This window comes from Olleya sp. HaHaR_3_96, from assembly GCF_019278545.1.
Lineage (GTDB): Bacteria > Bacteroidota > Bacteroidia > Flavobacteriales > Flavobacteriaceae > Olleya.
Genome location: NZ_CP058987.1, coordinates 485104 through 500045 on the forward strand (window position 1 = coordinate 485104; position 14942 = coordinate 500045).

10 protein-coding genes are annotated in these 14942 nt (G+C 33.1%); 2 read left to right on the forward strand and 8 right to left on the reverse strand.

Going from position 1 to position 14942, the window contains the following annotated elements; genetic code table 11:
- Position 1 precedes the first annotated feature (1 nt).
- From H0I26_RS02040 to H0I26_RS02055, 4 genes are read right to left on the reverse strand one after another with little or no spacing between them, the layout of a single operon-like run.
- Entirely contained in the window at positions 2-2200 is a 2199-nt protein-coding gene (locus H0I26_RS02040) for a PepSY domain-containing protein (protein ID WP_218700800.1), read from the reverse strand.
- Positions 2201-2209: 9 nt separating this feature from the next.
- The gene (locus tag H0I26_RS02045; RefSeq protein WP_218700801.1) at positions 2210-2695 is read right to left on the reverse strand and encodes a DUF2271 domain-containing protein; all 486 of its coding nucleotides are present in this window, start codon (positions 2693-2695) and stop codon (positions 2210-2212) included.
- A gap of 8 nt (positions 2696-2703) precedes the next feature.
- A complete protein-coding gene (locus H0I26_RS02050; protein ID WP_218700802.1) occupies positions 2704-4167 on the reverse strand; it encodes an ankyrin repeat domain-containing protein in 1464 nt (487 codons plus the stop codon).
- 12 nt (positions 4168-4179) lie between these two features.
- A complete protein-coding gene (locus H0I26_RS02055) occupies positions 4180-5088 on the reverse strand; it encodes a DUF6607 family protein (RefSeq protein ID WP_218700803.1) in 909 nt (302 codons plus the stop codon).
- A 92-nt stretch (positions 5089-5180) separates the two neighbouring features.
- On the opposite strand from H0I26_RS02055, the gene H0I26_RS02060 reads away from it, so the two are divergent.
- Together H0I26_RS02060 and H0I26_RS02065 are read left to right on the forward strand one after the other, a co-directional pair.
- Entirely contained in the window at positions 5181-7340 is a 2160-nt protein-coding gene (locus H0I26_RS02060) for a TonB-dependent receptor plug domain-containing protein (protein WP_218700804.1), read from the forward strand.
- Positions 7337-8527, forward strand: coding sequence for an HmuY family protein (locus H0I26_RS02065; protein WP_218700805.1), 1191 nt, complete (start codon positions 7337-7339; stop codon positions 8525-8527). Before H0I26_RS02060 ends, H0I26_RS02065 begins: the two co-directional genes overlap by 4 nt.
- 87 nt (positions 8528-8614) lie before the next feature.
- Here the strand turns inward: H0I26_RS02065 and H0I26_RS02070 are convergent, their stop codons facing one another.
- Genes H0I26_RS02070 through H0I26_RS02085 form a run of 4 tightly spaced genes read right to left on the reverse strand, consistent with a single transcriptional unit; the run spans position 8615 to position 14939 of the window.
- Positions 8615-9208: a TetR/AcrR family transcriptional regulator gene (locus H0I26_RS02070; protein WP_101015604.1), complete on the reverse strand. Its 594-nt coding sequence runs from the start codon at positions 9206-9208 to the stop codon at positions 8615-8617.
- Between the two features lie 11 nt (positions 9209-9219).
- The gene (locus tag H0I26_RS02075; protein WP_218700806.1) at positions 9220-10638 is read right to left on the reverse strand and encodes an efflux transporter outer membrane subunit; all 1419 of its coding nucleotides are present in this window, start codon (positions 10636-10638) and stop codon (positions 9220-9222) included.
- A 5-nt stretch (positions 10639-10643) separates the two neighbouring features.
- A complete protein-coding gene (locus H0I26_RS02080; protein WP_218700807.1) occupies positions 10644-13781 on the reverse strand; it encodes an efflux RND transporter permease subunit in 3138 nt (1045 codons plus the stop codon).
- Positions 13782-13802: 21 nt separating this feature from the next.
- Positions 13803-14939, reverse strand: a complete 1137-nt coding sequence (locus H0I26_RS02085; RefSeq protein WP_218700808.1) for an efflux RND transporter periplasmic adaptor subunit — start codon at positions 14937-14939, stop codon at positions 13803-13805.
- Positions 14940-14942: the final 3 nt, after the last annotated feature.

Here is a 14942-nt window from a genome sequence, read left to right on the forward strand (position 1 = left end):
ATCAATAACAGTCTTTTTTTATTTGATTATTGGCCTCAAAAAAGGACAATGGTTGCTGCAGTTTAGATGCTGTGATGTGCTGTAACACTTCTAGAACCTTATTTTGCATAGCTATAGAGCCACAAATAAATATAACACCGTTGTCTTTTAAAACCTGAGCTATTACATCTTGGTTACTAGCAACGACATCCTGAACATAAATTTTATCTTGTTGCTCTTGCGACAATGCAAGATGAAAACTAGATAGCGTTTTGTGTTTTAAACTGTTATCAATATGGTTTTTATATAGTTGTAAAGACTGTTTTGTACGCCCGCCCCAAAACAAATGTTTAGTTATTGGATTAGACTGACTTATCATACCCAGAAAAGGACCGATTCCCGTTCCATTAGCAATTAAAACAGCACTTTTATTTGTTTTAGATTCAGGTAAATTAAAAGACGGATTACTTTTAATCACCGCTTTTACCTGATCTCCTTTTTGCAAAGCACTAAAATAATTAGAGCAAATGCCGTGTTCGTGTTTTTTTACACTAATTATTATCTGATTGTTTATTTCTGCAATAGAATATAAGCGTTCGACACCATCTACTTTTGGAACCATTGACAATAAATCTCCGGAAGTAAATCTTACTTTTTTACTAGGTTTTAGTGTTACTAAAAAAGTGTTATCTATATTTAATACTGAGACATCCAACACTTTAAATGGTTGTTCTTTTCTTGGTTTACTAATCGTTTTAATAGTTGAAATATCTAAATTTAAACCAATTACAGATTGCCATTGCAACACCCAATCTTTAAAACGGTCTTCCGATTGATTATGGATTTTAAACAACTCTAAATTGGGTTGAAATTTTGAATCTAACTGTAAACTCGCATCTACGATTTGTGCGTACTTGCAATACTCCTTATATTGTAAAGATCCAAATCCAACCACCGCGTAATTAAGTATTTGTTCTTGCTGCACACTTTTTAAAAGTGACACAAACTGTTTTGCATTTATTGGCGCTTCTCCTTCTCCATAAGTAGAAGTAAACACCACTAATTGTTTGGCTTGCTTGTATGTTGAATAACTGTTTAAGTCTGCAATAAAAACCGTTTGCCCATTAGCTAATAATGCTTTAAAAAAAGATGTTGCCAAACCATATGTACTGCCCGTTTCCGATCCCACAAGAATGATATACTCGGCTTTATCCTTAGTAAACTTGTTTTTTGGTAAGACCGTTTTTTTTCTTCTATCTATAGTCATTTTAAAACCTGAATAGATAAAAAATAGAATATTTAAACACGCCATTAACAATACTATCGACCACCAAATACTCCCTTTACCAGTATGTAATAGCAAACTTAAATCTGATAAAAAAGTAACCATTGGATAATCAATCTGACTTAACACTACACCAGAATACTGATGTACAATAAGTTCTTTCTCTTTCAATTTTAAAGTAAAATAATCTTCTTCATCTTCCGAGAAAGGAAATTCTAAAGCAACAACCTCATCTAACATTACCGTACTAAACAGATGGCTACCAGGCTGCTTTTCAGCGAAAGCGGTCGTATTAAAATCAACCGAATGCGAAGGTTTGTTTTCTGTAATAACATCAAACTTTAACAGTGATAAATACACCCCTGTCAACGTAATAATTATAATAGGAATTAAGGATAACCGACCTAAAACAACATGCCAATATTGCGAGAAATCTTCTTTAATAATCTTAGCAAAAAAACGAGTAATACCGCTTTGACGTTTAATGATTAAAATAAAACCCGAAAAAGCAATTAGAAACAATAAAAAAGACCCTAAACCAACAAAAAAACGCCCCATCCCCTTTAAAAATAAGGAACGATGCAAATTTGTTGTGAATTTAAAAAAGTTTGAAATCTCTGGTTTCTCTCCTAAAAAAGCGGCTGTTTTCGGATTAAAATAACCATTTAAAGACTGACCTGCTTTAGTAATAACAGAAGCAGACACAAATTGATTTGCGTCTACTTCTATAGTTATAATCTCCGGGTATTGTGTTTTAAATGTCGCAACAGTTTGTTTTAAATCAAGTTGCTCTAACCCTTCTATTTTATAGGATTGTATCTGCTCTGATATAGGCTGAAATGCTAGTACAATACCTGTTATTGTTGCTAGAAATACAAAGACAAAAGAAGCTATAGCTAATGTTAGGTGACTATACCTCCAAATAGAAATGGTCATAAATAAATTTTAATTTGGCATTAAACGCACGTAACGTATAAATCCGGTCCCTTCTGTTTTACTTTTTACGCTTTCTGATGTTAGTACAAACTCTACATCTTTAGTGTAATATTCTTGATCCTCTACTGCAGATTCAAAGCGAATACTATAGCCTGCATCAATTTTAGAATCTTCAATTTGAATGACACTTATAGCGCGTTCTCCTCCAGAAATAGTAGCGCCAGTTAAAGCGTCAATATCGGCTCTTACTTTACCTTGAAATTTCCACCATTCTGTGATGTCATGATACCACTCTTCATCATCACCTTGGACGTATAACGTTTTTTCGTAGTCGCCATCAGGATTAATTAATGAAATAGCGACATAAGCGCCTTCTCCGCTGTAATTAGTCATCTGCATCATACATTTATACTTGGATGACGTTCTAAGGCTTGTAAAAGAAAACAAACTGATACAAAGGACTGCTAGGCTAAAAATTAGTTTACTGTTTTTCATTTAAGGTTTTATTTTAAAAAATCTAAAGCGACTTGATTACTCATTAAAATTTCGTTTTCTGATGCTAAATCAAAAACACTCTCATCAAAGCTAGTTTTTATTGTTTTATCTGCTCCGATTGACAATAAATATCTAATAATTGTAGTATTAGTCCCTTTCATTGCTGCTAAATGTAAAGCTGTGTAACCTTCTTTGTTAACCGTATTTACATCAACATCAAATTGATTGATTTGTTTTAAAAAGTCAATATCGTTTTTATCTAAAGCGACATGAAGTAACGTATTTCCATTGTTTTGAGGTGTTGCAAAATCAAACCCATTACTTTCTAAAAGTTGTAATTTAGTTTTGAAATTTACTTCTTTTTTAGGGTTGTATGATTCTACTAGATAATACGCTAAATTATTACCATTACTATCAACATTAGCTGTCTTTGCGCCTTTCTCTAATAATAATTTTACAACCTCATGACTATTATTTTGAATCGCTAACATTAATGCAGACTGTCCTTTTTTATTGGTATAGTCAATAGCTTTTACTTTTTCTAAAAGTGCTGTAACAATTTTAACATCATTACCTCGTGCTGCATTTAAAAATGGTGTGTTTCCATTTTTATCTGCGTCGTTTACAGCATTACCTTTTTCAATAAAATAATTAATAACCTCTAAGTCTTTATTTCTAGAAGCGACATTATGTAATGGTGTAATACCCTCTGCTGTTTTAGTTTTTGGGTTTAAACCAACACTTTCTAAGTAGTTGTAAACCTCTAATCCATTCGTTTTACCTCTAGTCCCCTGACTCGCGAATATAAACGCTTGATCGGTTCCTTTTTTACCTTCTTTGATTAGTCCTTTAAGCAATTCTAAATTACCAGTTTTAGCCACATAATTAAAAATTCCGTTGCCGTTATTATCAACGCTTTTATCACTTAGACCTTTATAAATAAAATAGCCCGTTAACCTAATATCATTAGGTGCTGCCAATAATAAAGCATTAGCACCATCATGATTAACATCGTTTTTTAAGTCAGCGCCATTTGCAATACAAATGTCATACACTTTAGTATTGGTTTGTCCTGCATTTGCAGCAAAATTTAAAGCGGTTAAACCGTGATCATCCAAAATATCTGTCTTAGCACCTTTGCTAATTAAGTATTCCATTATTTTATCATTACCAGCATACGCTGCCCAAAAAATATACGTACGCCCATCATGCGTTAATTTGTTAACATCATTCCCTTTTAAAGACACTAGATACTCTAACACCTCATTTGGTGCCGACTGCAAAATAGCATACACAACAGGATCAAAATTATTATCATTTAACTCGGATGGATTATTGCCGGCATCAATTTGTGCTTTAACCGCATCGATAGTTATTGTCGGATTCCAAAACCCTCTACTTAAAAACACATTATCTTGTGCACTGACTGATATACTTAATAGAAGTATACAAACTGTAATTATTTTTTTCATTTATTCTCTCTTTTACTTTTTAATAAAACGTTCAATTATAGGATCTATTTGCTCTGATGTCGAGTAATTTTCGTCATCAAATAAATATTTAAATAATACTTTATTATCCACTTTTGCTTCTAAAGTTAAATCTTGATGTCTTGCAAAAACAGACGCCCATTTAGTACGGACTTTAGCCCATTTTTCTTGTCCTTCTTTCCACCAGTCTTGCGCCGCTTGACACTTATTGTCATCAACCTTAACATACGTATTATATCCTTTCTCTTTGGCTAAAATAACATCTTCTTCTCCATTTTCTCTAATAATTTTCTCATTGTCTTGATCATGTACCCAACCGTAGTCTGTTGTTTGGTGTCTATTACCTCTTAAGGTGATGTTATAATCACTTCTTTTAGTATATTCTCGTCTTGGTAAAGGTGCTGTTGTTGTATTTTCCCAAAAGCTTTTACCATCGACATGTACCCAAGTTGCAGACCCTTCGTAACGCGGACTATCATCCACCTGATATACTTTTTGCGTCCATTGGTTTTTTACCTCTTTTTTTGGTTTTGACACATACGTCCATTGGTTGTCGCCATTAAACATATAAAAATCTGTGTTTTCAAACAACCAATCTTGTCGCCAATGCTTTACAATATAAGGTGATTCAGGAGTTCCCACTTGTAATAAATGCTGAATTACAATTTTATCATCACTATCCTCTACCAATTGCGCCCATTCCAAACCTGAAGCAATCTTAGTTTCTGATGGCTTATACAAGGAATCTTTGCTATAGTTAAACGTCTCTGTAAAATTGAACGTCACCTCGTAACAACCACACATGTTTTTTATGGCGTTTTGGTCTTGTTTCTTCTTGTTTTGTGCATGTAACGATACAGCAAATGTTAAAAGTAATACTGGTAAAACTACTAATTGTTTCATTTGTAATGATTTGGTTTTTTATTAAAAATAATACTGTTCTTATTTAGACTGAGTTAAAATAACATCTATATTTGCAACAAATTTAATCAAGAATGATTCTAAATAAAAACTATTTAACGGTTTATTTTATATTTTTTTGTGTGGTAATACTTTCGGCACAAGAAAAGACTAAAGACTCCACTAATATTGAAGTTTTAGAAGAAGTTATTATTACTGGAGAAAGTAATGTTATGTCTTTGAGTAAAAAACTATTTACAGTTAATACCATAAAGAGAAAAGACATTGAAAATGTAGCAGGAAACACATTAGCAGATGTACTATTTAATAACTTAAATATTTCCATTAACCCTGATGCATCAAGCGGCAAATCTACAGTTAGTTTATTTGGGTTAGATGGTCAATATGTAAAAATATTGATTGACGGAATACCAATTGTAAGTGATAATGGTGTTGGTAACAACATAGATATTACACAAATAAATTTAGATGATGTGGAACGCGTTGAGATTGTTGAAGGCTCAATGGGTGTTTTATATGGTGATAATGCAGTTGCTGGAGTTATCAATATTATTACAAAAAGAGGGTTAAAAGATAATGGTTGGGAGCTTCAACTAGCATTACAAGAAGAATCTGTAGGTAACGAATTTGATTTTTTTAATAAAGGAAGACATATTCAAAATTTTAAAATAACTAATCAAGTTAACGACAAATTATCCTATTCAATTGGTACCTCTAGAAACGATTTTTCAGGTTTTTACAATGATTATAAAGGCCAAAATTATGTAAACGTACAAGATGGAGCTGTTGTTAATGATGGTTTACGTGGTACAGAATGGAATCCTAAAGATCAAATTACAACCTCTTTAAACGTTGATTTAGATTTAGGTAAGCATAATTTCTTTTACAAATTACAGTATTTTAATGAAGATTTAGAAATCTATAACAGATCTGTTAATGGACGTTATGAAGACGGGCGACTTAACCCAACAGCTTTAGATAAAAACTACAGAACTAATAGATGGGTAAGTAATTTAAACGCATCTGGTAGCTTAATTGGTGACACCAAATATAATTTATCACTATCCTATCAAAATCAAAAACGAAATTATAAGGAATATGTCTATAATATTTTAGACCAAAAAACAGAATCTATACAGACCGATGCTGTTAACCAATCAAGTAACATTTGGTACTCCAAAGCTTTTGTAAATAATATTATACCAAATTCTGAAGTCTTTAATTTCCAATTAGGATATGAGTTTACCAACCAATCTGGATATGATGCCATTGCTACAGGAAACTACTCTAGTGATGTAGTAAAAAATACGATAACAAATTATGAGTTATTTAGTATCACAGAGTTTAATGTAAACAAAAAATTATCTATAAATCCTGGAATTAGATTTACACATAGTTCACAGTTTAATAATCATCTTATTTGGTCATTATCTTCAACATATGATTTTACAGAAAAACTAAAATTAAAAGCTGTTGTTGGCTCTGCTTATAGAGCTCCTAATTTTGAAGAACTTTTCTTTTATTTTGTAGACTCTAACCATAATGTAAGAGGAAATCCTAATCTACAACCTGAAGATGGACTATCAGTTTTTGTTAATCTAAAAGATAACTATAAAATTAATGAAGACGCTTATTTAAAAGCAGGGTTTAATACTTTTTATATTGAATTAAATGATGCTATTGCTAGCGTAACTTCAGAGGATGATGACGGCAGTGTCTTATTTACACAAGATAATATAGATTACAGTAAACGTTTAGGATTTACTTTAGACAATAATTTTATTTATAAAAACTGGAATATTGGACTTGGAGCCACATATCTCGGGACAACTAACGCAATAAATAAGTCACTTAACAACACATCTGATTATCTATGGGCTTTAAATCTTCAAACCTCTATTAATTATAAAATTGAAAAGTGGAATACTAATATTTCTAGCCAACTTAAATACAACGGTAAAACGCAAGGTATTTTTAATGACACTAATGGTGAATTATTTATTGGTGAAACTGATGCATATACCTGGTTAAATCTATCACTAAAAACAAATATAACGCCTAAATTATCTACAACATTAGGTGTAAGAAACCTTTTGGATGTTGTCGACATTAATACAGGTGTTTCAGCAGGAGCCCATTCTTCCTCCTCCTCAACCTCTAGATTGATTGGTAACGGTCGGTCATTTTTTTTAAAACTAACCTATAATTTAAACATTAATACAAATAAAAAATGAAAAACAAATTTTTAACATTAATAGTCTGCTTAACTGCTTTAGCTTTTACAAACTGTAGTAGTGATGATGATATCACAAATCCTACAACAACAACTCCAACTCCCGCTTCTTCAGGTGGTATAATAGACCCAACAGTTGGTGGTTTTAACCAACCAAATCGTGTCTATTTTGATTTAAGTACAGGTGAAGAAGTAGCGGTACAGCGTGACACTTGGGAACTAGCTGTTTATAATGGATCAGAAAACAGAGTGTACCTTAATAATTCATTATTAGTATCTGCTGCTGAGTTAAGCGGTATTACAGATATTACATCTGTAACAGAAACTACAGAATTAAGCGCACCTTTGACTTTAAACACAATAGACCAAACTTACTCACCTATAACAGCAACTGTCACTACAGTTGAAGAACTAATTGAAGGGTTACCTGTAAACTATTTTCAATATGGTAACCTTGAAGAAGGGATTTCTTTTACGGATAGTAAAGAAGGAGAATTGACAGGGACTGCCTTTGGAGAAATTTCAACAACAGATAGCGAAAACAATGTTTATATCGTAAACTTAGGTAACCAAATACCTACTGAAGATAATGGTGGATTAAATCATATTGGAGATGCTAGAGGTTTTATGAAAGTAAGAATCCTAAGCGACGGAAATACTTATACTATTCAATACGCAGAATTAAGTAATACAACAGATTTTTCTGAAATTACTGTAACAAAAGATAGTAATTACAACTTGACTGCTGTAAGCTTAACTAATGGCCAAATAATAGATACAGAGCCAGTGTCTTCTAACTGGGATTTAGACTTAGGTGGAGTATTTTCATATTATGGATCACAAGGATTTGACGCAGGATTAACTTATTCTGATTACACATTACATAATACATTAAGTGGTGTAGGCTTATACCAAATAGATGTAGAAGATGACACAACACCAACCTATACTAATTTTTCATCTAGTGATATTAACGAAGTAAATTTAGTATTTGATAATCGTGCGCATATAGGAAGTGGTTGGAGAAATGTTGATTATTTAACAGGTGAAACCTCTGTTACTGCAAACAGATATTACATAATAAAAGATACTGATGCTAACTACTATAAATTAAGATTTACAGCTGTTGAAAGTGAAACTGGAGAAAGAGGTAATCCTCAATTTCAGTATGAATTACTGGAAGAATAAATCCTTAAAAATACTATTCCCTATTTTTTAATTAGTCTGTCTCAAAAAAGCCTTAACAATAAATGTTAAGGCTTTTTTTTTATTGTGCTATTCCATATATCGGTTAGTGTAATCACTACTAACTATTCCCTTTAAATTATAAATCACTAAGTGTTTAAACAAGTCTTCTTCAGTATATAATTCGAATAAATTAGTCGACTTAAACAATAAATTATCCACTCTAAAAAAGTAAATTTTCACTACTAACTCTATATTGACTTCCGCCTTAATACTACCTTCAACTTTAGCTTGCGTTAAAAGTTTAAACACTATTGTATTAGACAGGTCTTCTATAAAGCTATCAAACAATTGACTCGCTTTTGGGTAGTACTTCTCCAATCCAAATAAAAAAGAGGGCTTAAAGTATTTTAAATACTCAAACCCTCTACGGTAAATTAATATAACACAAAAAACAGGATCTTTACCATTGCTATTAACAATCCCATCTATATCCTCTCTAAACTCCTTTAATAAACTGTCAAGACTAGCAGTGACCAGATCTTCCTTGTTTTTAAAAAAAGAATAGATTGTTTTTTTTGATATCCCAAGCGCACTTGCCAACTCATCTAAAGTCACATGTTTACTACCACATTGCGTAAACTTAGTAATAGCATGTTTTAGCAACTCCGCTTTGGTAATCATTACTTTCTATTTTATCTCCATCCACCACCAAGTGCTTCATATAAATCTACGATAGACACTAATTGTTGTAATCGGCTATCAATTATATTAAGCTCAGCACTTAAGGCACTTTGCCTTGCAGTTAACAAGTCTAAATACGTTGCGTAACCATTTTTAAGCAACTCTTCAGAGTTTGATTCTGCAGTACGTAATGCTTCCACTTCATTTTCTCTAAATTCAAATTTCTTGATTTCAGACTCATAAGAAAACAATGCATTGGACACTTCACTTCCTGCAATTAACAAGGTCTTTTTAAACTGAAGCAATGCTTGTTCTTGTTGTGCAATAGCCACTTCTTTTTGTGTTTTTAAAGCCCTTTTATTAAATAATGGTTGCGTTAATCCGCCCACTATATTTGCAAAGATTGAGTTTGCATTAAATAATTTATCTATCTCTAAACTTTGTAATCCACCTGAAGCCGTTAATTTTAAAGAAGGATATAAATTACTTTTAGCAACATTAGTCAACTCAAAAGATTGAATCAAATTATACTCTGCAGACATCACATCTGGTCGGTTACTTAATAGTGTTGCAGGAACACCAAGTTTAAGTTGCTCGTCAATTTTCTGAATATCTAAATTGCTTCTTTCAAAATGTTGTGCCGATTTACCAAGTAAAATACTTAACGTATTTTCTGTTTTAAAAATAGCTGTTTCAATATCTACCTGCAACGCTTGCGCACTATTGTATTGCGCCACATTTTGATCTACTGCAACTTGTGTTACTTGTCCCGCGTCTTTCAAAGCTTTAATGGTTTCGACACTTGTTTTTCTAGTCGCAATAGTTTCTTTAGTTACTTCCAATTGCGCATCTAAGGCTAATAAGTTGTAGTACGTATTTGCTATGCTTGAAATCAATTGCGTTTTAACCGCTTGATGTCCCGCTACACTTTGTAAATAAGCGGCTTGGGTTGCTCTTTTATTACTACGTATTTTACCCCAAATATCTGCTTCCCAAGATAAATTTGCAGTAACGTCAAACTGATCTGTAGACGTATCTGTTAAAAACGATCCAAATTGCGTGTTTTTAGACAACTCTTGATGTGTCCAATTAGTCCCAACACTTACTGATGGCAAATACCCAGCTTTACCTTGCTTTGCATAGGCTTGTGCAGCTACCATTTGTTGTATTGCAATACGCACATCCATGTTATTTTGTAAACCTTCCGCTATATACTGTTGTAAATATTGGTCCGTAAATAAGGTTTTCCAAGAGACATCTGCAATAGACACGCTATCTGATGGTAAATTATCTGTTCTGTAAAGCGTTTCACTTACCGGTAACTCTGGTCTTACATAATCTTGTGCAACAAAACAACTTTGTAATGTTAGCGCAACGACTACTATTAGTGCTCCTTTACTAAAATTTTTATGTTTTATATTAACTTTCATTGTTCTTAGTCTTGAATAGTTTGTACTGCTGGTTTACTTGACATTTTTTCTTGTAACCACTGAAATAATATAAATAAGATAGGAATAACGAAGACTCCTAATAAGGTTCCGATAAGCAAGCCTCCAACAGCCCCTGTACCAATAGACCTGTTTCCTTCAGATCCTACACCCTTAGCTAATACCAATGGCATTAAACCAAGAATAAAGGCAAACGACGTCATTAAAATAGGACGTAATCTAGATTTTGCTCCGTCTATAGCTGCCTCGACAATGCTTTCTCCTTTTCGTCTTTTCTGCAATGCTATTTCCACAATAAGTATGGCATTTTTGGCGAGTAGACCAATAAGCATAATTAGAGAGATTTGGAAATAGATATTATTTTCCAAGCCTAAAAACTTAGTACTTATATAAGCTCCAAATACTCCAAATGGTAATGATAAAATCACAGCAAATGGTAATAAATAACTTTCGTATTGTGCACTTAATAAGAAGTAGACAAATAGAATACTTAAACCAAAAATGAATAAGGTTTGATTACCGGCACTTACTTCTTCTCTAGTTAAACCAGAATAAGCAACCGTATAATTATTTGGTAATTTTGCAACTTCCTCTTCAATAACTCTAATAGCATCACCTGTACTAAACCCGTCGTTTGTAGCACCTGTTATAGACGTAGAATTAAACAAGTTAAAACGTGTTACCGATTGCGGACCATAAACACGCTCTAATTTTACAAACTGTGTAATTGGTGTCATCTCTCCAGAATCTGTACGCACGTACATACTATTTAAATCGTCTACATCTGCTCTGTCATCTGGTAAAGCTTGAATATAAACCCTAAATTGTTTCCCAAATCGAGAAAAATCTGAAGCATAAATCCCACCAATATACCCTTGTAAAGTCGAGAAGATACTGTTAATAGGTACTCCTTTTTCTTTTGCTAGAGGTACATTAACTTCCATTTCATACTGCGGATAGTTTGTACTAAAAGACGATTGTGCATATTTGACTTCTGGATGTGCCATTAACGCCATCGCGAAATCTTTATTTGCTTGATCTAAGTCTTTAAACTCGCCACCAAATTTATCTAATAAATTCACCTCGAAACCAGCTGAGTTACCAAAACCACGAATACTTGGAGGTGAGAAGAAAATAATATTAGCCTCTTTTATACCTGCAGCCACTCCAAACAACTTACCAGTAATGGCTTGTACAGAAGTTGAAACATCTTCACGATCTGCCCAATCTGCCAATTTTATAATACCAAAACCATAATTACTACCCGTACCATTAATTAAACTTCGCCCCTTAATAAAGTTAACAGCAACAATCCCTTCAATATCTTTTATTTTAACATATAAATCTCTAGAAACAGCATCCGTTCTATCTAAAGAAGACCCTTCTGGTAGTGCAATGTTTGCAAAAATAATACCTCTATCTTCATTTGGTACAAATCCTGTAGGTGTTGTATTAGATGCCCAATAAATTCCTGCAACAGCTAAAACTAATAATAAAGGAGATACCCACTTTACTTTGTATAAAAAATGAAGTGATTGACCGTATCGCTGTATTGTAGCATTAAATCCACGATTAAAAAGCGTATAAAAACGTTTTAATGGGCCTTTACTTTTTAATTCTTCATCATCTTTATGCCCTTTTAATAATAACGCACATAATGCTGGACTTAAAGTTAATGCGTTTACTGCCGAAATTAAAATAGCAATAATTAAAGTCACTCCAAATTGCTCGTAAAACACCCCTGTAGGACCAGTCACAAACGTTACTGGAATAAATACCGCTGCCATTACCAAAGTAATAGATATAATGGCTCCAGAAATTTCGTTCATCGCCACTAATGTCGCTTTTTTAGGATCCTTTTCTCCTTCATCCAACTTAGCATGCACCGCTTCTACAACTACAATAGCATCATCTACTACAATACCAATAGCGAGGACTAGTGCGAATAGCGTTAGTAAGTTAATGGAGTATCCAAAAACATTCAAGAAAAAGAACGTTCCAATAATAGACACCGGAACCGCAATTGCTGGAATTAATGTAGACCTAAAATCTTGCAAAAAGATAAATACTACTAGGAATACTAATAAAAAGGCTTCTAATAAAGTACTAATTACCTTTTCGATAGACGCATTTAAAAACAAACTGGTATCATAAGGCACAAAAACATCTAGACCTTCTGGAAGGTCTTTTTTAACGGACTCTAAAGTAACCTTAATGTTTTCAATAATTTCTCTTGCATTGGATCCTTTAGTTTGAAAAATACCCATAAATACAGCAGGATTACCCATACTGATGGCATTTGCTGCATAAGATTGCGCATCCAATTCTATAGTTGCCACATCGTTTAGACGAAGAAACTCACCATCTCCTAAAGCCTTAATAACAATATCTGCATATTGTTGTTCGTATTTAAAACGTCCGCTATATGTTAGTGTGTATGAAAATGCTTCACCATTATTCTGACCTAAAGACCCTGCTGCCGCTTCTAAGTTTTGTTCAGCCAAAGCTGCTGTAATGTCTGAAGGTATTAAACCATAGGTTGCTAGTTTTTCAGGCTTCAACCAAATACGCATAGCATAATCTTGTTGAGAGAATAAACTAACATCTCCAACACCACTAATACGCTGCATGGCAGGTACCACGTTTATTTTTAAGTAATTCTGAATAAATGTCGCATCGTAATTTTCATTTTCAGAATACATAGAGATAAACATTAAAGCACTTGTTTCTTGCTTTTGTGTTATTACTCCAGTTTGAAGTACTTCTTGAGGTAATAAAGCACTTGCTCTTGATACACGGTTTTGAACGTTAACCGCCGCAATATCCGCATCTACATCTTGATCAAAATATACTGTGATTTCTGCTGTACCTGTATTAGATGCTGTAGAGGTGATATAACTCATCCCTTCCACACCATTAATTTGCTCTTCTATAGGAATAATCACACTCTCTAAAACCGTTTCTGCATTAGCACCAGCATAGGACGCCGTCACCTTAATTGTTGGTGGCGCAATATCTGGATATTCTTCTATTGGTAAACTAGAAATACTAATAAAACCAAGTACAACTATAATAATAGATATAACGGTTGAAAGCACTGGTCTTTCAATAAATGTTTTTAACATAACTAAATAAGTTTATGGTTTTTAATTTTTAAATAAGACCTCTATTGGTTTTATAGCGTCATCAAAAGATTTGTCTTCTGGCGTAATAGCCATTCCACTTCTTAATTTCCCTACACCAGACACAATTAGTTTATCACCCACTTTAAGTCCAGATTCTACAACGTATAGATTACCAACAGCACCTTGTACTTTTATGATAGTCGCTTTTGCCTTATTGTCTTTATCTACAACAAAGACAACGATATCCTTTTGTTGTTCAAATGTTGCTGATTGTGGTACCACAACAGCATCTTTATATTCTATTGGAAATCTAATTTTACCACTGTTACCATTGGTTAAAATTTCGTTTGGATTATCAAAAGCAGCTCTAATCTTTATAGTCCCTGTATTTTCATTTATTTGACCTGTACTAGTTTGAATACGCCCTTTTTCAGAATAAATTTTCCCATTAGCTAAAACCAAGCTTAAATCTGGAGAATTCTTTATACGCTCTGCTTTAGTTGTTCCTTCAGATCTTTGTAAAAGATCTATATACTGCGCTTCGTTAAAACTAAAAAAGGCATATACTTGTTTAATATCACTAACTGTTGTTAATGGTGTTGCATCAGTAGGACTTATTAAAGCACCTTCTCTAAAATTAATAGCACCAACGTAACCATTTACAGGACTTTTAATAGTAGCATAACCAATACTTGCAGACACACTACTATAATTAGCTTGTGCTTGTTTTAAATTAGCTTTTGCTGTTTCCAACTGTACAGGACTAATTATATTTTTTGCTACAAGAGGCACTAATTTATCAACCTCAACTTGTGCCACATTAATACGTGCCTTTGCTGCGCCTGCATCTTGACTTAAAGACTGTGTTTCTAACTTAAATAACACTTGTCCTTTTCGTACTTTTTGACCTTCGTCCACTAATACTTTTTGAATATACCCAGAAGCTTTTGCTCTTACATCACTATTTACTACACCTTCTATATTTGCTGGGTATTCTTGATAACCTGTTACTGTTTTTGTTTGCATTGTAACCACAGGAAAAGCAGCTGGTGGTGCCTGAGCTGCAACAGCAGCAGGACTATCTTGCTTACCTCCACAACTTAAAATGACTAAAAAGGCACTTAGCGCTAGTAACGTTACTATTTTATTATGTTTCATTTT